This is a genomic window from Cellvibrio sp. ARAG 10.3 (assembly GCF_051846955.1).
Classification (GTDB): domain Bacteria; phylum Pseudomonadota; class Gammaproteobacteria; order Pseudomonadales; family Cellvibrionaceae; genus Cellvibrio.
In genome coordinates this window covers 127,907-148,415 of record NZ_JBPYCU010000011.1, presented here as the reverse complement: position 1 = coordinate 148,415, position 20,509 = coordinate 127,907, and the positions used below count along the sequence as shown (strand labels likewise).

The following is a 20,509-nucleotide window of genomic DNA, read 5'->3' as shown; positions in this document are numbered from 1 at the left end:
ATTCCTTCTGAACAAGCATCACAATGCCGCTATGTGATATGGCGAACACAGCGGCAGAAAATTAAAATCGGTGAAAGACAAGGTTCGAGTTTTAGGAAAGCCGTGCGGATTATTTGTTCCGTTAATTAAACAAGCGATGCGGAAACTGTTGGTGCGGATTGAATGAATGGCGTGTAAATTTTTAAGCCGATAATGACAGGTTTATGCGTCGCTGCCAGAAGCTGTCATCGGCAAAACGTCGTTCCCGTTGGTACAGGTAATGTCGCAATCCCAGATACTGATTGAATTGTTCGAAGACGCTGTCCTGGTAGCGTGCAAGGCTATCGCTGTTATCATCGAGCAGGAATTCGGCAATTGCTTCACCCGCCTGTTTGCCTTGCAATAACGCCTTGGTAATGCCTGCCGAACTAATTGAATCATAACTGCTTGCAGCGTCGCCTACGGCTAGCCATCGCTCGCCGACACAGGCAGATAAAATGGCTGAACAGGCAGACGCGGTATATCGTTCTGCATCCTGTAAATCATCGACGGGCAGGAATTGTTTTATCCAATGGGTTTGGGCATACATTTTCTGCCAGTGATTGTCGTGCAGCAAATGATGCTCGGCAATATAGTGTTTGTCCGTCGTGAAAGACACCATGCATTGATTGCCAGGAATTTTTGATACATACCACCAGCCGTGCGCGGTCGCTTCAATTAATGTATGGCTGGGAAAGCAATCGGAATAACAAGGGATACGTGCGTAAACAGAGATTACTTCGTCAAATACATTACGGGCAATTCCCATGCGTCGTGCAAAAGCAGCGCTTGGGCCGCTGGCATCAACTACGAAGTCGGCATGAAAACTTCTCGTCTCGCCGTTTACTGCAAAATCCAGAACATAGTCATTACGGGCGGAGCGTAAGCTGTAACCGTCGAATAAACGTGCTCCGCAGGCCTGGGCAGTTTGTAACAGGCTTGCATCGAAGGCCGTGCGGTTTAAATGGAAACCGGTGCCGCTGAGGTCGAGCATAAAGTCGTTTGCCACCGCCTGGTCACTGCCCCACACGGATAAACTGCCAGTGCATTCACTGTGTATTTGTTTATCCAGAATATGCGGAACGCCCAGCTCATGTAAAACACCGGTTGCTGCGGGCGGAATGGTTTCGCCAACGTTCCAGCCTTTGGCCTTGGGCCGATTAAACAGGCATAGTTCTATATCTACAATGCCGCGTTGATCTTTTAACGCATTGAGCAATGCAATAGCGGTGGCGGACCCCGCAGGTCCGCCACCGATAATGGCAATGGTTTTTTTTGCAGCCATAGAAAATTACGCCGGCCCACAATTGTCAGGCGGAACATAGCCGGGTATTGCTGACGTTGGCCAGGGCTGCACGGTTTGTCCATCCGTGGTAAACAGGCTGGCGACTTCAAGGAATTTATCCTTGCCGTAATTGCCGCCTTTACCATCGGGAATTTGCGTTCCCTGAATGACAAAACCCACTTTTTGCCAATTTTGCACGAAGTCAAAATAGCACTGGTAACGCCCCTCCTGTTGTGGAAAATCGCTATGGGTACCCTGTCCTTCATTGCCGCGTACACTGAATACCTGCCCGCCGAGATTCCACTTGCCGTTACTGTAAGTGCATTGGTCTGCCGGGTACACATTCACCGGACGCTGCGCTGGCCAGGACCAATAGAGCGTATTGTTGCCGGAAGGATTTGGGTCCGGCGTGTGTGTGGCGCAGCTGTTGTAATCCGTATGCCAGGGTAAGGACATAAATTTACACAAATCGCCGGGCTCTACTGCGGCCGTGCGTAGCGGCACATAACCTTCCCGCAAAAACGGTTGGCCACTTGTGGCATTGCTATAATCCAGCGGTTGCATATTGATACGGAAGGGACCGGTCGTGCCTTGCCATTGCTGCGCATACAAATTCACATCGCGCACGATAAACGTCAGGTCGATACCGGGTGAATAACGTCCGCCCAGGCAATTTTCCAGCACCACCTGGTCAAGCTGCTCACCGAAGCCCATGACCGGTGCGGCTGCCACGGATTTGCCGTCGTACCATTGCATCAACAGAAAATATTGCGTAGGTGTCAGGCTTAAAAAACTTTTCATCGCATCGCCCAGGGCGAGCGGCATCTTTACACCTTCCGAATTTTCCTGGGGATTATTCGGGTCGCGAATCAAGCTTTTCAGATTAGGAATTTTTTCTTTGGGATTGTCGCCGGGTTTTATGGAAGCGACAAAGTTGTGGCCATTCACGCCGGCGCTGGGCAGGTTGGTGTTCCAGCGTTGCAACAGAGCACCGTGAAAAATCGGCATCACATGTTCGTCAAACGAGGCGGTGTAGTCGGTGTTGTAACTGCCGTTGGCGTGCATCGCCGGTATTAAATTTAATTGTTCAACCCAGGTTGAAAACGCATCGTCCCAGGTGGACACCACGTTGCGGGTTTGCGGTGCAAAGCCGGGGTCGGTACACACCACCCAACCGTGTACCACAGAAGCGGTTGAGCCATCGTTAAAGATAATTGTTGCTGTGACCGGCCCATCAGAGGTGTCATCAAACCATTTGTCATTATCAATCGCATCGTTGAGTGCGGGCGGTTTGCCATTTTCCACAATGCCACTGGCGCGACCGTAACCACCTACCACGATTAACCGCCCGGTGTTGGCTTCAATGGTCATTTGCCCCAGCGTGTCGATCACTCCCCGTGGATTAAAGGTGCTGAAATGATCGTTGGGAAAACTGAAAGGGTAATGTGCTGCCTGGTAAATGCCACCGGTGCTATCGGTATAAGTGGCTGGCGTCGTGGCATTAAAGTGAAGTGTGGCAGCACCATTGGTAGAGGCGGACAATGCACGTGGCCCGGCATCAATCACCAGCTTGGTTAATCGCTCCGGGTTAGACGGATTACCGGGAATTAATGTCTCATTGCGCACGGGTGGCGTCTTGCTATCTTCATAAGCAAAGATCCCTTCCTCTTCCTTGTTCGCACTGGTAATGGTGTAGTTGTTCGCTTTTTTGTTCGCCAGGTGAACCTGCCAGATAATATCTTTGATGGTTTTTCCGTTAACCACATCGCCGATTTTTACTTCGCGGCCCGGATCGGTAGAGGGATAAACCGTCTGCGGCGTATCGTAAGCATAAATACGAAAACGGGCGGCCTGGCGCTTGGGGTTTTGCTGGTTATCGCGCAAATCACTCGCTTCAATGGGTGTGTTTTCGGTACCGGTTTTAATCGGCAAACCGCCAAAGATACCGGTTTGTTTATCTACCAGTTTTCCGGCCGCTGTCTCCGGCGCCAGGTAATACTCTTCGCTAACCCCGACGCGGGAAAAGTTAATGCTCGGGTGAACTCTGAAATACGTATTCGACATGATTCAGCTCCTCAATCAAATTTATTGTGCGTCCGTGGTGTCTTGTGACCAGAAATAAATATTCTGGAATGCGTGGCTGATATTGATATTCAGTGCGGGCAGCGGCGCAAGGTCGGGGTTGCCTGGAAAGGCCTGCATGGTGTTATGGCAACGGAAACAATTGTTCATGGTGCTTTGGGTTTGGGTGTAGGTTTCAATCGTTGCATTGGATAATTTCACCGAGCCGGTGAGTATTTCGTCCGTCGCCAGTGACATATTCGGTTTGAGGCCGTTGTTCGCCGCAAACCAGATTGCACCTACCTCAAAATAATTGCGCCACACATCATTCTCATCCAGATGCTTCAATACATCGGCGTTCAGGCTGGCAATATTGGCATCGTTCTGTTGGACGTTGGGATCGGTGCTGTTGGGATCATTGCCGAATTCAAACTGGCGGCAGGCCTGGGTTGAAGGGCGTAATATTTGCGTGGCTTCATCCAGGGTTAATTTATTGGTGTTTGCGTAGTTAACATTACAGTCCTTGTATTGGGTGTTGGCTTTATAAAAGGTCCAATCCTTGTCAGACACAACGGTTGTCGGTGTAGCGTTTGCGGGAACGACGGGCGCATTGCGCTTATGTTCAAAGGTGGCCCAGATCATCTCCGGATGATTCTCAACCACGCCGGCAATATGAAAGCCCACCAGTGCAAGCTTGACCTTATCGCGCTGGTTCGGATCGACCACAATCTTGCCGTCTTTATTCACCAGCTTGTTGATCTCGCCATCCATGGTGAACATATCGGAGACATCATCGCCGGGTTGCACAATTTTCCATGAAACTTTGAGTTCCATGGTGCCGTCGGGGAAATTGGTGGTGGGATTAAATTGTCGCACCACCGCAGGGTCGGTCAGTTTATTGCTCAAGATAAATTTCACAAAATTGCTGTCGATGTGCTGCGAGTAATAGATCGCGCGCCCCTGTTGATCCACCATGATGCCGTCAGTGCCGGCCTGCAGGAATTCATTGAACGACTCCGGTGTATTGCTTTTTTGCATGCGCGGCATCATGCCGCGGTAAGGCACATCGTCGATCAATGAATTGGGTGATGAAAACGACAGGAACAACGGCTTGCCATTCACTTCTTTGGTCAGCCACAAAAATGCCTGCCAGGACCATTGGTGAAAGGCACAGTTGTTGTTAAAGCCCGTGGTGCCGGGTTCAGGTGTTTGTGAATGGGGAAACCAACTGGGATCGGATTGACAATCGGCCAGGGCGGCTGGCGCGCCACACCATAATGCCAGGGACAAGATGATAATACCGGGATTGGACAGTGAAGATACACGGTTCACGGCTAGCTCCTTTAGTACAGATTTATGTAGACATCGAAAGCACATAAACACTGTAGACGCTAAATCCCGACTGAGATATTTCACGATATTACATATTCAGAAATAAATGTATCCCGTAAAAAATTAAAAGAAAATAATATTGTACTTGGCGCATGATGCCGAATCGGACGCTTGACAGAAGGAGGGCGAAGGAAAAATAAATAGAATTATTCGTCGGTATGCGCCAGCAACAGCACCAGGAGTTCTTTATCTTTTTCCGTGGTGGGTTGCTGTTCAATGCCGAGGATGTGATCGCGCACGTGCACAATTTGTCCATGCAGGTTGAGATTTTTTTTCTCAGCATCATGCAAACCAATTTCTTCGCTGTCGATAAATAACTTGATGTGGTCGCCCGCGCGAAACAGGTGTTCACCTAATAAGGCGATGCGCGCACCGGTCATGGACATATCAAGAATGTGAACCTCCCACTGCTTACTGGAATAGGCTAACTGAGCATAAGCACGCATGGGAAAACGCGGTTGATTACGACGGTCAACATTATTATTGTCGGTCATGGCAGGGTCTCAAAGAGTGGCAATCAATTCCGTCAGTTCGCGTTCGGTAGCAGTGGGGTCATCAAGATTTAATTCAATCAAGCGACGCAGATGTCCAATGCTATCCATATCAATGGATATACACTCCACTCCAAGCAAATGATCCTCCTGGTGAGCGGGCTGAACCACCATGTTGATACTGGCCTGATCGGAAAGGGGGATGCTGGCGGTCAGCGATGCCTGTGGGTCGTAATCAGCCGCCGCTGGCAGCTCGACAAGCACGCCTTTGAGTGAAATATCCAGTAATTTACCCTGCCATTGTTGATCGCCCTGTACCAAGGTGATTGGCGTGGAAAAATTCACACGGCTGAAACGACGTCTTTCGCGGTGTTCTGTCATGACCTGTCAATACCTCAACGCTGTTACATCCCATTCTGCACCTGGCGCAGACTGTCTTTAGTGTAGACCTTTTATGGCTGTTGGCCACCGGCCGGTTTGCGCGCTTACGGATGGCAAACCTATAATCGCGCATCTTCACCGGTCCCGGACAACGAAAAGGTTCATTTATGGCGGAAACAGCGGCACAACTGCGTATTGGTATTGATCTGGGGGGCACCAAAACTGAGGTCATCCTGCTCAGCGGCGCAAATGGCGAGCTGTTTCGGACCCGCATCCCCACGGTGCGCGACGATTATGCAGCTACGCTAGCCGCGATCGCAGGGCTGGTAGCCGAGGCGGAAGCCGCCGCTGGCGTGGGCAATTTGCCGGTGGGCGTGGGCATTCCCGGCACCATCTCACGTAAGAGCGGCCTGGTGAAAAATGCGAACTCCACCTGGATCAACGGCAAACCGCTGCAGCAGGATTTATCGCGTCACTTGCAGCGTGATGTGAAAGTCACCAATGATGCCAACTGCCTGGCCGTGTCAGAGGCCACCGATGGCGCGGGCAAGGGGTATGATCTGGTATTTGCCGGCATTTTGGGCACTGGCTGTGGTGCCGGACTGGCCTGGCGCGGTGAGCCCATAGTGGGGCCCAACGGTGTGGCTGGCGAATGGGGTCACAACCCCTTGCCCTGGACATCGCCCACCGAGTTACAGGCGCGGCCTTGTTATTGCGGCAAAACCGGTTGCCAGGAAACCTTTTTATCCGGCACCGGGCTGTGTTTGACCTATCAACGCCTGACCGGCGAAAAACTTACCGGCCACGAGATTGTCGCGCGAGCTGCTGACGGCAACAATGCGGCCATCAAAACCCTGGAGGATTATCTGGATGCATTGGCGCGCGGCCTGGCGGCGGTCATCAATGTGCTGGACCCGGATGTGATTGTCCTTGGTGGCGGTGCATCCAATATCGCGCAGATTTATTCAACCGTGCCGACCTTATTGCCGCGCTATGTGTTCGGTGGTGAATGCGACACGCCGATTGTGCAAGCGGTGCACGGCGACTCCAGCGGTGTGCGCGGCGCCGCCTGGCTAAACCCTTTGTGATTCCGGTTAACTACCCTTTGATATTGTTACGTTTTCTTCTCAGTGTTGTGTTGTGCGTGCCCTTGGTGAGTCACGCCGCGCCGCAACGTATTGCCTCGTTAAATCTATGTCTCGATCAATTGCTGTTGGCCTGGGTGCCGAAGCAGCGTATCGCCTCCGTCACGTATTTATCGGCGAATCCACAATTGTCGACGGTGGTGGATCAACTTGATGGTTTGCATATCAATCATGGTTTGGCAGAAGAGTTGATTCCCTTGCAGCCGGATTTAATTATCGCTGGCGAATTCGGCGCGGGGGATGCGGTGACCTTGTTGCAGCGTTTTGGTTATCCCGTGGAGCGCATTGCGTTGCCGCGCACGCTGGACGACATCATCACGCATATTGAAAGCGTCGGCGCTCTGGTCGGTGCACAAACGCAAGCGGCGCAGATGGTGAATGAATTGCGTGCGCAACTGGCCGCATTGGATGCGCAACCGGCGCAGGTGAATAAGACGTCGGCGATCTGGTATTCGCCTAATGGCGTGGTAGCAGGCAGTGATACGCTGGAACATGAATTGTTGATGCGCGCCGGTTTTCGCAACCTGGCGGCGGAGCGGGGGATTGTGAGTTTTGCGCAGATGGATCTGGAGCAGTTGGTGGTGGCGCAGCCGGATGTGTTGATTGTGGAAGGTGGTTATGTGCAGGCGTTTTCGGTGGCGCGGGAGTATCTGGAGCATCCGGCGTTGAAGCGGAGTAGTCGGGTGATTGAGTTGCCGGCGGCGTTGTCGGTGTGTAGTGCGCCGGTGGTGGTGGATGTGTTGCGGGCTTTGCGGGTTGAGCGGTGATTTTTTAGGGAGCGGCCGAGGTGGCGGGCGCTTCTGAAAACGCGTGAATACATCCTGACGTTGGGGATTACGGATAGGGTTGTGGGACACGCCGTGAACCCGTCCGTGGGGGCTCAACACCGGCATCCATGCCGGTGATGGTCCCACAAACCTATCCGTAACCCCTTCCCACCATTTTCGCGGTTAACTAATTTTTATTAGGTTTTTTAGCGCGAGATAATTAAACCTTTTGTCTCTGGTGTTTTTTGTGCGTTCAATAAATTTTAGTGTGTTAATTATTTCTCTCATTTCTCTATTGTTTATCAGCAGCGTGTTTGCTTTGCATGTTGGTATGGCAGAGATATCGGTGTGGCAGGCGTGGCGGGATTTGTGGGTGGATGAGCGCAGCCTGGCGGAGGTGGTGGTGTGGGATATTCGGTTGCCGCGGGTGTTGTTGGCGGTGCTGGTGGGCGCGACCTTGGGAATGGCGGGGGCGGCGATGCAGGGGTTGTTGCGGAATCCGCTGGCGGAGCCGGGCATTCTTGGCGTGTCGAGTGGTGCGGCGTTGGGGGCGGTGTTGGTGTTGTATTTTGGTGTGGCGGCGGGGGCGTGGTATTGGTTGCCCGTGGCGTCGATCACCGGGGCGTTGGTGGCCTTGTTGTTGGTGTATATCTTGGCGGGTTTACATAGCAGTTTGTTGGCGTTGATTCTGGCGGGTGTGGCGATTAATGCGATGGCGGGGGCGTTGATTGCGGTTGCATTAAATTTTGCGCCGAGTTTGTTTGCAATGCAGGAGATTGTGTTCTGGATGATGGGCTCGTTGGCAAATCGCAATATGAATCATGTGACGGTGGCCTTGCCGTTTATTTTATTGGGTTGGTTATTATTGTTAAGTCGCAGCCGCTATCTGGATGCCTTGAGTCTGGGTGAGGACAGTGCGCGTTCCCTGGGGTTTCACACGCAGCGTGAGCGGGGCATTTTGTTGTTGGGTTTGGCGTTGTGTGTGGGCGCTTGTGTGGCGGTGAGCGGCAGTATCGGTTTTGTGGGTTTGGTGGTGCCGCATTTGTTGCGTCCGCTGGTGGGGTATCGGCCGGGTCGTTTGTTGGTGGCCAGTGCGTTGGGCGGTGCTTTGTTGGTGCTGTTGGCGGATATCCTGGTGCGGCAATTGGATATCGCGCGGGAATTAAAATTGGGCGTGGTGACATCGCTACTGGGTGGGCCATTCTTTTTGTTATTGATCTTAAAAACGCGCAGTCGGTGGGTATAGATCATGTTAAGGGCAGAGAACCCCAACCAGAATTTTTGTCAGTTACGCGCTGAGAATCTTCACCTGCAATTCAAGTCGAATCCCATCTTGCAAGGCATTGATCTGCAATTATCCAGCGGTGAGTTTGTCGGGCTAATCGGCCCTAACGGTGCCGGTAAAAGTTCGTTGCTGCGTGTGTTGAGTGGTTTGTTAGCGGCGCAGCAGGGGCAGGTAACTTTGCAGTTACCGCAGGACAACAAAAAAAATATTGCCGGGATTGCTGCGCAAATTCGTGCACGTTTTTTAGGGTATTTGCCGCAACAGGAAAGGCCGGCCTGGCCGTTAACGGTTGAGCATCTGGTCGGCTTGGGTCGCTCCCCCTGGCATAAACCAATGGGCAATAAAAGTACGCGAGATCACACCGCTATTGAGCAGGCATTACAGGTTACGGATTTGCAGGCGCTGCGGGAACGACCGGTAACGGAATTATCCGGCGGTGAATTGCAGCGTTGTTTACTAGCGCGGGTGTTTGCCGGTGAACCGCCATTGATTCTTGCCGACGAACCCATTGCGGCGCTTGATCCCTATCATCAATTGCAGATCATGGAATTGTTACAGGCGCATGCGCAACAGGGCGGTGCAGTCATGGCGGCATTGCATGACCTGAGCCTGGCGTCGCGTTTCTGCAAGCGTTTGATCCTGCTGCACCACGGCCGCGTGGTGGCCGACGGCGAGCCCATTGCCGTGTTGACCCCGCAAAACCTTGCAGAGGTGTATGGGATAACTGCCCACGTCGATTGTCGCGATGACGGGGTGGTGATTATTCCCCGGCAACGAACCTCATTGGTGTGATTGTCGGATTACAGCACGGTGTGCCTAATTCGACCTACGGCTACTGAACGGCGTGTTGTAGGTCGCGTTAGCCGCACCGCGGCGTAACCCGACAAAAAGCAAATTAATACGCCGCTTGACTCCCTCCCTTTAACCCCGTAACTTGCGCGCCGAGGTGTCTGATGGCCGCATTATTCGGCCTGGATCAGAGTAAATGGGAAGCCGGTGCGCGCAATCTGCGCAATCCCGACACTGCCCCCGCAACGGTGAACATCTTCGCGATGTGAGTCCGATACCAGCCTCACTGGACCTGCTTGCATGTCCACTCACACGCACGATGTAGCGGAGGGCTTCATCGGTGGTAATCCTGTGTTGACCATCGCTGGTTTTGTACACATTGTTTCCACTTATCCCTCCCTCAATCGCCTGTTTATCCTGATTGGGGAATCATATGTCCACTGTTTATTTTTCGCGTGCGCCTTTGAGCGCGGCTATCCTTTTACTCTCTGCCAGTCTCACCGCGCACGCGGTAGACGAACCCAAAATCGAAAAAATCTATGTCAGCGGCACGCGGAGCGAAAGCCCGCAATTGCCCCTGGCAACCACCATCACCGTGATTGATCGCGAGCAAATTCGCTTGAGTGGTGCAACGCAAATCGGTGAAGTGTTACGCACGCAAGCGGGCATCCAATTGCAGGATCTCGACGGCAGTGGCGGTCGCAGTGTAACCGTTGCGATGCGTGGTTTTGCATCCAATGCCTCCAACAATACGCTGGTGATGGTGGATGGTCGCAAACTCAATAACCCCAGCCTTGCCAGCCCCTCGTTAAATACCATCGCGCTGAAAGATGTTGAGCGTATTGAAATTGTTCAGGGGAGTGCCGGTGTGTTGTACGGTGACCAGGCCGTGGGCGGTGTGATCAATATCATCACCCGTCGTGCAGTGCGCGGCGAAATTCACGGCTCGCTACAGGTGTTGGCGGGCAGCGATAACCTGGAAAGTTATACCGCCACAGTGAATCAGGGATTCAACAATGGCTTGAGCTATAACGTCTCTGCACAAAAACGTCAGGCCGATAACTACCGCGATAACAACCAGGCGGATTACGAAAACTTCCTGGGCAACCTGCGTTACGACTTTGCGCGTGGCCATGTGTTTGTCGAAGGCCAACGCATTGATGATGACCTGCGTATGCCGGGCCCTTTGAGCGATGCTGAAGTCGAACAGGATCGTCGCCAGACCAATAGCCCGAATAATTTCGCCAATCAGGAAACGGACATCATGCGCGTGGGTGGCGCAGTCAGTTTAACCGAACAATGGCAATTATTGGCAGAGTACGCTGATCGCGATGAAGACGCGCTGTCGTTCTATGGTTCCGGTGAGCCTAGCTTGCAAGAGATGCGGGTAAAAAATATTACACCGCGCCTGATCGGACGCTTACCCACCGCTAAGGGGGATGCAGTGATTACCATCGGTTACGACAAGGTAACGGCGGACTATCTTATCGCGGATCGGCCCGTCAACATTGAGCAGGATATAGACGGTTATTATGGTCAAATTATTTATCCTGTAACGCGCGCATTAGCCGTCACTGCCGGTACGCGCTATTCCGAAGTGGAAGATACTGATCTGACCGCGAACAAAACGCATAAAGATGATCTGAGTGCATACGAGTTAGGCGCGAATTACCAGATCAATAATGCCTGGCGAATCTTTACCCGCTACGCGGAAGGTTTCCGTTTTGCCAATGCGGATGAAAATGGTTTTAAGTTGCCGGAGGTAAATTTCCTCGAAACACAAACCAGCGAATCTTATGAAGCCGGTTTGGGTTGGCAGGGCAATGCAGCCAATGCAACCGTCACGGCTTATCAGATGACCGTTGATAATGAAATTATGTACGACCCGATGTCGGGCACCTACGGCGCCAATATCAATCTGCCGGAATCCGAACGGCGCGGCCTGATGCTGGATGCGGATATTGATCTCAGCGCACAACTCGGACTGCGTGCCAACTACACCTTTACCGATGCGGAGCAAACCTCCGGTAGTTTTGATGGCAAGCAAGTACCCTTTGTGGCAGAACATACCGCCAACCTCGCTATCGTGTTCAGCTTTACGCAACAGCTCAGTGCATACGTGGACGCGAACTACACCGGTTCCCGCTATCGCATTGGCGACGATGCCAACACCCAGGGCGAAGTGCCGTCCATCACGGTGTTTAATGCCAACCTGCTCTGGTCAATCCAGGATCTGGAATTGGGCGTGCGCGTAAAAAACCTGACTGATGAAACCTACTCGGATTACGCCGGTTTTTCACCTTACTCCGGCAATTACGAATACCCGCAGCCGGAGCGTCAGTACGAGGCAAGCATTAGCTATCGCTTTTAGAATGAATGCCAGGGATGGCATGATGACACTTTTACTTATTGGAGACCTGCTATGACCACTGACAAAGCCCAACGCCACAAAGAGCGCATGCAACAACGCAAAGAAATTGTCGATGCCAAAATTGCGCAGGCAGATCAGGAACGCGGTGTGTTGATCGTGTTAACCGGCGATGGCAAAGGTAAAAGCAGTTCCGGTTTTGGTACAGCGCTACGTTGTTTAGGCCACGGTTATAAAGTGGCTATTGTGCAATTCATCAAAGGCACCTGGGAATGTGGCGAGAAGAATTTTTTAACCGAAAGTGTCTTTCGCGGCGCGGCGCCACAACTGGAATATTATGTGATGGGCACCGGCTTTACCTGGGAAACCCAAAATGCAGAGTTGGATCGCCAGGCCGCTGAAAAAGTGTGGGCCGAATGCGAGCATGTGCTGCGCGATCCAACGGTTCATCTGGTGTTGTTGGATGAACTGACCTATATGTTGAATTTCAAATACCTCGATAAAGAAAAAATTCTTGCCGCAATTAAAAACCGTCCTATTAATCAAAATGTCATCATCACCGGTCGTGGCGCCAAACAATATCTGGTGGATGTTGCGGATACCGTGAGTGAAGTCAAGGCGATCAAGCATGCGTTTGATCAAGGTGTTAAAGCCCAGAAAGGCATTGAATGGTAGAAGCTATAAATCATCTGGTGCCAGCTGATTTTTGAAATGGTTTCTGGTTTTTGTCGCAGTTTACCGCGCTGCGCTTTCTGTTTCAGTTAATGTGTCATTCTTATTTTCGGAGACCGAATTAGAAATTTCCTTGTGCCAAAGTGTGACCTCCTCGAAAAAATCCTTGTCTGCAAACGTTTTCAAAAATTGAAATCGATTTCAAATTAAATTGTTTTCATGTTTTCTATAGACACGCGCAATCGATAGTCCTTAAGATAATTCCCGATGCGTAAAAAATAATAACTGCGCATATTTTTCTCATCACTGCATCAGCTGTATCTTTTTTGGAATAGCGGACATCTTCATCGCAATTTTCCGTCTGCCGTAAGTGGAGCAGTCATGCTTCACGATGCTCTTCGGCTATGTGTGCCGCGTCGTGTTTTTGCTGTGAGGCGCGGCATCCAAAAATAATATTCGACGTGATAAAAGATAGTTAACAATAGCGAGGATCACATAATGAAAACAGTCGGTCGTAACAGGTTCTACTGCTTTGCAAGAAGCAGCCTAATGCTCGGGGTATTAGCCATCCCCTGTTTATTCTCCACCACCGCCATCGCCCAAACCAATCTGGCCTCGGGCAAAGCCATCAACGCCACCAGCACGGTGGATGTCTACACCGCCACCAACGCCAACGATGGTAACCAGGGCAGTTACTGGGAAAGCCAGAACAGTGCCTTTCCACAATCCCTGACAGTTGATCTGGGCAGTACCAGCAATGTGAATCGCGTGGTGTTAAAACTGCCCAACAACTGGGGCAGCCGCACGCAGACTTTATCGGTCGCCGGTAGCACCAACGGCTCCAGTTATGCCACGCTGGTGAGTTCCAGTGCTTATGTGTTTGATCCCAACAACAGCAACACTGTGACGATTAATTTTGCTGGCGCTGACGTGCGTTATCTACGCCTGAATGTCACCGGCAATACCGGCTGGCCCGCGGCGCAATTATCGGAAGTGGAAATCTACGGTGAAGCAGGTAGCGCGGAACCGCGCGATGCGTTCAGTCAAATCAAAGCCACCTCGTACAACAACATGAGCGGCATCCAGACCGAAGACACCAGCGATACCGGTGGCGGTCGCAATGTCGGCTGGATCGATGACGGCGACTGGTTGGTGTTTGAAGATGTCGACTTCGGCAGCGGCGCTAACAGTGTCAATGCACGTGTGGCCAGTGATCACGCAGGTGGCATTATTGAATTACGCCTCGACAGCGTCAGCGGTTCTCTGATCGGTGAAGTGGATGTGAGCTACACCGGCGGCTGGCAAAGCTGGGTGACCGAAAGCGCGAATGTGTCGGTGGATGGTGTGCACGATTTATATCTGGTGTTCAGTGGTACAGCCACCGGTGGTTTGTTTAACCTGAACTGGATTGAGTTCGATACCGATGGCAATAATCCTGACCCCGATCCGGAAGCGCCGTCAGTGCCCCAAAATTTAGCGGTGACTGGCACAACCAGCTCATCAATATCTTTATCCTGGAACAGTGTCAGCGATGCGGATGGATATGAAATCTGGCGCAACGGCAGCTTGTTGACCAGCACCTCTTCTACGTCGTATCAGGATTCCGGCTTAGCAGAAAATACCGAATACACTTACACGGTACGTGCATTCAATCAAGCAGGTAGCTCAGGCAATAGCAACAGCGTGTCAGCCACCACAGACAGCAATAATAATCCCGACCCGGAAGGCACCAATGTGGCGGCGGATAAAACCGTTACCGCGAGCAGCACGTTAAGTTTTCTGTCGGTGAACAATGCGGTGGATGAAAGTGCAGCGACCTATTGGGAAAGCAACAGCAATGCGTTTCCACAAACGCTCACCGTTGATCTGGGCAGTACGCATTACATCAATCAGGTGGTCTTGAAGTTACCCAACGACCAGGCCTGGGCAACGCGCACGCAAACGTTGTCTGTGCAAGGCAGCGCCAACGGTTCCACTTTCAATAACATCGTGAGCAGTGCGGGTTACACATTTAATCCGAGCAGTGCTAACACCGTGACCATCAGCTTTGCCGAAACCACTGCGCGTTATGTGCGTTTGAATATAACCGGCAACACCGGTTGGCCTGCGGCGCAAATTTCCGAGTTTGAAGTCTATGGTTATCCCGATCCGGTACCGCCTGCGACGCCACAAAATGTCACCGTGGCTGGAGGCACGTCTGCAACGCTATATCTCACCTGGGACAGTGCTGACCTTGCGCAAGGTTATGAAGTCTTGCGTGATGGTACGGTGGTTGCCGATGTCACCGCCACGTCGTTTCAGGATACGGGTTTAACGCAAAACACCAGCTACACCTATCGTGTGCGTGCGTACAATCAATTCGGTGAGTCAGCGGAAAGTGATCCGGTGGTTGGAACCACCCTGGATGACAGCCAAAACCCCGGTCCCAGCGATCAGCGTGGTGCCAATATGCCTTACGACATTTATCAGGCTGAGGATGCAGACGTTGGTGGCGGTGCCCAAGTTGTGGGGCCGAATCGCACCATCGGTGATATTGCCGGCGAAGCATCCGGGCGTCGCGCGGTCACCCTGAATTCCACCGGCAGTTATGTGGAATTTACGACGGAAGCGGATACCAATACCCTGGTGACGCGTTTCTCTATTCCTGACGCCCCCGGCGGTGGCGGTATCACCGCGACCCTGAATATTTATGTGGACGGGCAACTCGAGGATACCATTACGCTGTCATCCAAGCATGCCTGGCTTTACGGTCCGGAAACCAACCCGGGCAACAGCCCCGGCGCGGGACCGGCACGTCATATTTATGATGAAGCCAATATCCTGTTTGATCGCACCATTCCGGCGGGCAGTAAAATCCGTTTGCAAAAAGATGCGCAAAATACCTCGCAATATGCCATCGACTTTATCAGCCTCGAACAGGTTGCGCCGATTCCCAATCCAAATCCCGGTGCGTTTATAACGCCCACTGGTTTTTCGCATCAGGATGTACAAAATGCGTTGGACCAAGCGCGCATGGGAAGTGCACAGGGTGTGTATTTACCGGCAGGTACTTATCAAACCTCGAATAAATTCCAGGTATACGGCAAACCGCTGCAAGTGATCGGTGCTGGCCCCTGGTACACGCGTTTTGAAACACCGAATAATCAAACCAATACCGATGCCGGCTTTGCAGTATCGAATTCTGCCAACGGTTCTATCTTTGCGAATTTTGCCTTCTTTGGTAACTACACCAGCCGCATCGACGGGCCGGGTAAAGTGTTTGATTTTAACGGCGTGTCGGATATGACCATCGACAACGTGTGGGTGGAACACCAGGTGTGTATGTTCTGGGGCGCGAGCGTGCACGACTCCACCATTAAAAATTCGCGCATGCGCAATTTGTTTGCCGATGGTATTAACTTTACCAACGGCAGCAGCGGTAACCATGTGGTAAATAACGAAGCGCGTTCTACCGGTGACGACAGCTTTGCATTATTTGCGGCAACGGATAATGGCGGCGGTATTGTGCAAAATAATCTGTACGAAAATCTCACCGCGATGACGCCCTGGCGTGCGGCAGGTCTGGCGTCTTACGGCGGGCAGGGTAATACCTTCAGAAATATCCATGTGGAAGATACCCTGGTGTATTCCGGTGTGACGATCAGCTCGCTGGATTTCGGTTATCCGTTTACCGGCTTCCAGGCAAATCCCACCACCAATTTCGAAGGCATTACCATCCTCCGTTCCGGCGGTACCTTCTGGAATAACCAGGTCTTCCCCGGTTTGTGGATGTTCTCTGCGTCGAAAAGTTTTCAGGGTATTCGCATCACGGATCTGGACATTATCGACCCGACCTTCCACGGCATTATGTTCCAGACCAATTATGTGGGCGGTCAGCCGCAGAATGTATTCCAGGATACGATTCTGACGAATGTCACCATCTCGGGTGCGCTGCCGAATCCGGCTTACCCCAACCGTTCCGGGTTTGGTATCTGGGCTAACCCGCTGCCGGAAGCGGGGCAGGGGCCGGCGTTGGGTACGGTGGAGTTTAACAATCTCACCTTGATCAACAACGGCGTCAATATTCGTAACGACTCGCCGGAGTTTACGATTATTGTGAATAATTAGGCGGGAGGTTATTAACGTCGGGGCTTATTGTTAAATCTGTGTCGGATTACGCCGTTGGCTAATCCGACCTACGTTTGGTGTGCTTGATGTAGGTCGAATTAGCCGCGCGACGCGCGGCGTAATCCGACACCCACGATCTCGTTATTTTACAAACAGCTCGGCATTGATCCACAGATGGGCAGCGATACTGGCCGCATAACCCAGGGCAATCACCGGCGCCCATTTCAAGTGACCGATAAAGGTATACATGCCGCGCGCCTGGCCCATCAGTGCCACACCCGCCGCAGAGCCGATGGACAACATACTGCCGCCCACGCCCGCCGTCAGGGTAATCAATAGCCAATCGCCCGTGCTCATATCCGGATGCATGGTCAATACCGCGAACATCACCGGAATGTTGTCGATCACGGCGGATACCACACCGAGAATAATATTAGTGACTGTTGCACCCATACCGGTGTAGAGCACTTCTGACATCAGCGCCAGGTAACCCATAAAGCCCAGGCCGCCCACGCACATTACAACGCCGTAGAAGAACAACAGGGTGTCCCACTCGGAGCGGGCAATCTTGCTGAACACATCAAAAGGCACAACATCGCCCAGGCGACGCAGGGCGGCCTGATCGCCGCGGCTTTCGGCAATGGCGCGTTTGCGCGCGAGCGAACTGGGCAGGGTCTTGCGCAGGAAGAAACCGAAGAATTGCAGGTAACCCAGGCCGGTCATCATGCCCAATACCGGTGGCAAGTGCAGGAAGGTATGGCAAGATACGGCGGTCACAATGGTTAATAAAAACAGCGCGAGGATGCGCATGGCGCCGCGCTTCATCTCCACTACTTCGTCCAGTGCGTCGGGCTTTTTGTTTTCGATAAAGAAACTCATGATCACGGCCGGCACAGCGAAGTTAACCAGCGAAGGAAGAAACAGCGCGAAGAAATCCTGGAACGGAATAATGCCGGCTTGCCACACCATCAAGGTGGTGATGTCACCAAAGGGACTGAAGGCACCGCCGGCGTTAGCAGCGACGACCACGTTGATGCAGCAGAGATTGATAAACTTTTTATCTTCGCCACCCACTTTCATGATTACCGCACACATCAACAAAGCGGTTGTCAGGTTGTCGGCGATGGGCGAGATAAAAAATGCCAGAAAACCGGTGAGCCAGAACAGCGTCTTGTAATTAAACCCTTTGCGAATCATCCAGGCGCGTAGCGCATCAAAAACATTCCGCTCTTCCATCGCGTTGATATAAGTCATCGCGACTAACAGGAACAGCATCAGTTCGGCAAATTCCAGCAGCGTGTGCCTGAATGCGTGCTCGGCTTCGTGAGGCATGCCCTCCTGGGTATAAATCCAACCCAACAGCATCCAGATAATCCCGGCGGCTACCAGCACCGGTTTGGACTTGCGCAGGTGGAGCAGTTCTTCGCCCATCACCAGCAGGTAGGCAATGACAAACAGAACCAGTGAAAAATAACCGATACCGCTAACCGTCAGGTCAAGGCTGCCGACGGCGGCGAAGGTGTGGGGACTAAGGGTGACAAGCAGGGATGCAAGTATCGCTGTGACCGACAGCGAAAGTTTGCGGGCAGTGTGGTGCATGGTACGTTCCGTATCTAATAGTTGTAGGACGCTGCCGCAGCCAGGGGCAGGGCAGATGATAAAAGGCGCGGGATTTTAACATAGCAGGCGGTGTGCGTCGGCAGGTTTGTCAGGGGTAATCCATAAAACCCGCGCCGGCCCGATTCAGTGGCGGAACCGGTGCGCGAAGGTTTTGCGATGGCCGTCGGGTTTTAAACGTGAACGGCTGCTGTTCCTTGCAATCCTGTTCCGGATTGCCTTTATCTTCATAGCCAAGTGTTGCGCATATCACATCCTTGGCGGAGCCGAGCGTGTAGTCTTGGGCCATCAAATGACGTCAAACCCATACCTGAGGTGTTTATGTCCGGCATTCCAACCTTGACCAAGCCTGTTCCCCGGCAAGCATCGGCCAACCGCCCAGCGCAACCTGCCCCTGCACAACGCAGTAATGTCCAGCGCGCGAGTTTTCAACAGGAGCGCTGGTTGGTCGATATTCCCCTGTCGGTGCTTAGCGAGCATAACGCCTGGACCTCATCCGGCAACTGGCAGGGCATGTTTGATTGCGCTATCTGGTTGCGCACCCCCGCAGGCCTGGCGCACCCGGTGCAGTTGTCGCTCAAGTACATCGACAACGGCGGCGAAAAAATTGTGCATATCGACCGTTGCCATCCCGGCAGCCATCGCACGGTGCTGCTCAACGGCAGTTTCGGCCTTGGCGTGAATGGCCGGGTGCGTGATATGGGCTTGTATCTGTTAGGCATTACTGATCCCGAGATTGTGGTTGAAGAGTGGCATATGACCCCGCAGCAACGCCGCGCCCGCTAAAATTTTCCCCTCTGTTTTTTGTTTGCATAGCACCACGGATGGTGCGTCCCCACCTTGAATTATTTCATCGGCTGCTATACTTGGAACCACATCCACGGTTAGAGCTTGTATGAAATCCATAGCAGTTTTTTTTATCCTGTTGATCACCGTTGATACCGCTATGGCCAAGCTGCCGGAGCGGGAGATTGTCTTGGGTACTAATGTGTCCTCGGCTTATACCGCTGAGCGAAATCAGTTGGTACGCGGCGGTTCCATCGAACACATCGAGTGCATCTTCAAAGATTTACGCCAACCCTATCAAATCACCAGCATGCCCTGGTTGCGCGCGCGCCAGGAAGTGCGCAAAGGTAAGTTGGATGGGTTTTTTACCGCGATTTCGATAGAAGAAGCTGATGACTACGCCAGCTTGTCCGCGCCGCTGGTGCTGGAAAACTGGTATTGGTTCTGGCGCGCCGATATGAAAGCCCCCGACTCCTGGCAGGATGACTACAAGCTGGGGGCGATCCTCGGTAGCCAACAGGCGGAATGGCTGCAAGAGGCGGACTATTCAGAGCCGATGACGGCAAACAACTTGCCACAAATGTTGAAGATGCTGTTCAGCAAACGCATCGACGCCATCCTGGCCGATAAAGAACATTTTGAAAAGGCGGCTGCTGAATTAGGTATCGACGCCGACACCTACCAGTACCGCTTTTTTCGTTATGTGCCACTGGGCGTTTATTTCGGTAACGCATTTTTGAATGAGCATCCCGGATTTCTCCCGCGTTTCAATCAGCACATTTACGCCTGCGCACCGGAAGGCTTTCAAATGTCCGATTACGAGCGCGAAAAAGTTAAAGCGTTGGTGATGCCGCTGATGCAGGAATGGGTTGTCATGCCGGAGGTTATCACGGCAGTCATGGCGCAGAATGAGCATAAACAAGCTGTTACCCAGCAAGAAATTCTAAAAAAAGATGTGCAATGGCAAAGCGAATTCAAGGCCGGCAATTTTTCCTTGTCCGCATCCCTGATGGGTATTCCACTGTCACAACACTTGCGTCAGTTGAAAACCCGTAGCCAGGGCTTGATCACCGAAATTATCCTGATGGACGCGCGAGGAACCAATGTGGCCATCAGCGATATGACTTCGGATTATTGGCAAGGCGATGAGGCGAAATATTTACTGAGCTTTAATAAATCGCCAGAGATGTTGTTCTTTGAACCCGTGGGCTATGACGAATCCACCCGGCGTTTTCAGGTGCATGTGAGTTTGCCGATTTATGCTCCGAATATTGAAACATCCATCGGGGTGTTGACGGTGGGTGTGGATATTGAAAAGGCGCTATCGTTGCAGCAGTAGTGAAAT

General features: G+C 52.3%; 16 protein-coding genes and 1 riboswitch. Of the genes, 9 read left to right on the top strand and 7 right to left on the bottom strand.

Annotation, left to right across the window (positions count from 1 at the left end):
• Window positions 1-181: 181 nt before the first annotated feature.
• The 5 genes from ACSV5M_RS14705 to ACSV5M_RS14685 form a co-directional block, all read right to left on the bottom strand.
• Window positions 182-1,303, bottom strand: a complete 1,122-nt coding sequence (locus tag ACSV5M_RS14705; protein WP_439176996.1) for an NAD(P)/FAD-dependent oxidoreductase — start codon at window positions 1,301-1,303, stop codon at window positions 182-184.
• Between the two features lie 6 nt (window positions 1,304-1,309).
• On the bottom strand, window positions 1,310-3,367 hold the full coding sequence (locus ACSV5M_RS14700) for a LodA/GoxA family CTQ-dependent oxidase (protein WP_439176995.1): 2,058 nt from the start codon (window positions 3,365-3,367) through the stop codon (window positions 1,310-1,312).
• A 21-nt stretch (window positions 3,368-3,388) separates the two neighbouring features.
• The gene (locus ACSV5M_RS14695; protein WP_439176994.1) at window positions 3,389-4,696 is read right to left on the bottom strand and encodes a hypothetical protein; all 1,308 of its coding nucleotides are present in this window, start codon (window positions 4,694-4,696) and stop codon (window positions 3,389-3,391) included.
• Window positions 4,697-4,902: 206 nt separating this feature from the next.
• Window positions 4,903-5,250, bottom strand: a complete 348-nt coding sequence (locus ACSV5M_RS14690) for a PilZ domain-containing protein (protein ID WP_439176993.1) — start codon at window positions 5,248-5,250, stop codon at window positions 4,903-4,905.
• 9 nt (window positions 5,251-5,259) lie between these two features.
• The gene (locus ACSV5M_RS14685; RefSeq protein WP_439176992.1) at window positions 5,260-5,628 is read right to left on the bottom strand and encodes a PilZ domain-containing protein; all 369 of its coding nucleotides are present in this window, start codon (window positions 5,626-5,628) and stop codon (window positions 5,260-5,262) included.
• Between the two features lie 167 nt (window positions 5,629-5,795).
• On the opposite strand from ACSV5M_RS14685, the gene ACSV5M_RS14680 reads away from it, so the two are divergent.
• From ACSV5M_RS14680 to ACSV5M_RS14650, 7 genes are all read left to right on the top strand, one after another.
• Window positions 5,796-6,716 carry an ROK family protein gene (locus ACSV5M_RS14680; RefSeq protein ID WP_439176991.1) on the top strand — a complete coding sequence of 307 codons (921 nt, stop codon included), beginning with the start codon at window positions 5,796-5,798 and terminating at the stop codon, window positions 6,714-6,716.
• Between the two features lie 17 nt (window positions 6,717-6,733).
• On the top strand, window positions 6,734-7,540 hold the full coding sequence (locus ACSV5M_RS14675; RefSeq protein ID WP_439176990.1) for an ABC transporter substrate-binding protein: 807 nt from the start codon (window positions 6,734-6,736) through the stop codon (window positions 7,538-7,540).
• 247 nt (window positions 7,541-7,787) lie between these two features.
• Window positions 7,788-8,786, top strand: a complete 999-nt coding sequence (locus ACSV5M_RS14670) for a FecCD family ABC transporter permease (RefSeq protein ID WP_439176989.1) — start codon at window positions 7,788-7,790, stop codon at window positions 8,784-8,786.
• A 3-nt stretch (window positions 8,787-8,789) separates the two neighbouring features.
• A complete protein-coding gene (locus ACSV5M_RS14665; protein ID WP_439176988.1) occupies window positions 8,790-9,617 on the top strand; it encodes an ABC transporter ATP-binding protein in 828 nt (275 codons plus the stop codon).
• Between the two features lie 135 nt (window positions 9,618-9,752).
• A riboswitch (cobalamin riboswitch) is annotated at window positions 9,753-9,914 on the top strand.
• A 133-nt stretch (window positions 9,915-10,047) separates the two neighbouring features.
• Entirely contained in the window at window positions 10,048-11,985 is a 1,938-nt protein-coding gene (locus tag ACSV5M_RS14660; protein ID WP_439176987.1) for a TonB-dependent receptor family protein, read from the top strand.
• A gap of 51 nt (window positions 11,986-12,036) precedes the next feature.
• Window positions 12,037-12,657, top strand: coding sequence for a cob(I)yrinic acid a,c-diamide adenosyltransferase (cobO, locus tag ACSV5M_RS14655; RefSeq protein ID WP_439176986.1), 621 nt, complete (start codon window positions 12,037-12,039; stop codon window positions 12,655-12,657).
• A gap of 546 nt (window positions 12,658-13,203) precedes the next feature.
• Window positions 13,204-16,761 (top strand): discoidin domain-containing protein, encoded by a 3,558-nt coding sequence (locus ACSV5M_RS14650; protein ID WP_439176985.1) that lies wholly within the window; start codon window positions 13,204-13,206, stop codon window positions 16,759-16,761.
• A 141-nt stretch (window positions 16,762-16,902) separates the two neighbouring features.
• On the opposite strand, the gene nhaD is transcribed toward ACSV5M_RS14650, so the two are convergent.
• Both nhaD and ACSV5M_RS14640 read right to left on the bottom strand, forming a co-directional pair.
• Window positions 16,903-18,360, bottom strand: a complete 1,458-nt coding sequence (gene nhaD, locus ACSV5M_RS14645) for a sodium:proton antiporter NhaD (protein WP_439176984.1) — start codon at window positions 18,358-18,360, stop codon at window positions 16,903-16,905.
• Window positions 18,361-18,469: 109 nt separating this feature from the next.
• Window positions 18,470-18,667 carry a hypothetical protein gene (locus ACSV5M_RS14640; RefSeq protein ID WP_439176983.1) on the bottom strand — a complete coding sequence of 66 codons (198 nt, stop codon included), beginning with the start codon at window positions 18,665-18,667 and terminating at the stop codon, window positions 18,470-18,472.
• A 32-nt stretch (window positions 18,668-18,699) separates the two neighbouring features.
• Here ACSV5M_RS14640 and ACSV5M_RS14635 point away from each other — a divergent pair, with 32 nt between their 5' ends.
• Together ACSV5M_RS14635 and ACSV5M_RS14630 are read left to right on the top strand one after the other, a co-directional pair.
• The gene (locus ACSV5M_RS14635) at window positions 18,700-19,164 is read left to right on the top strand and encodes a hypothetical protein (RefSeq protein WP_439176982.1); all 465 of its coding nucleotides are present in this window, start codon (window positions 18,700-18,702) and stop codon (window positions 19,162-19,164) included.
• Between the two features lie 109 nt (window positions 19,165-19,273).
• On the top strand, window positions 19,274-20,503 hold the full coding sequence (locus tag ACSV5M_RS14630) for a substrate-binding periplasmic protein (RefSeq protein WP_439176981.1): 1,230 nt from the start codon (window positions 19,274-19,276) through the stop codon (window positions 20,501-20,503).
• Window positions 20,504-20,509: the final 6 nt, after the last annotated feature.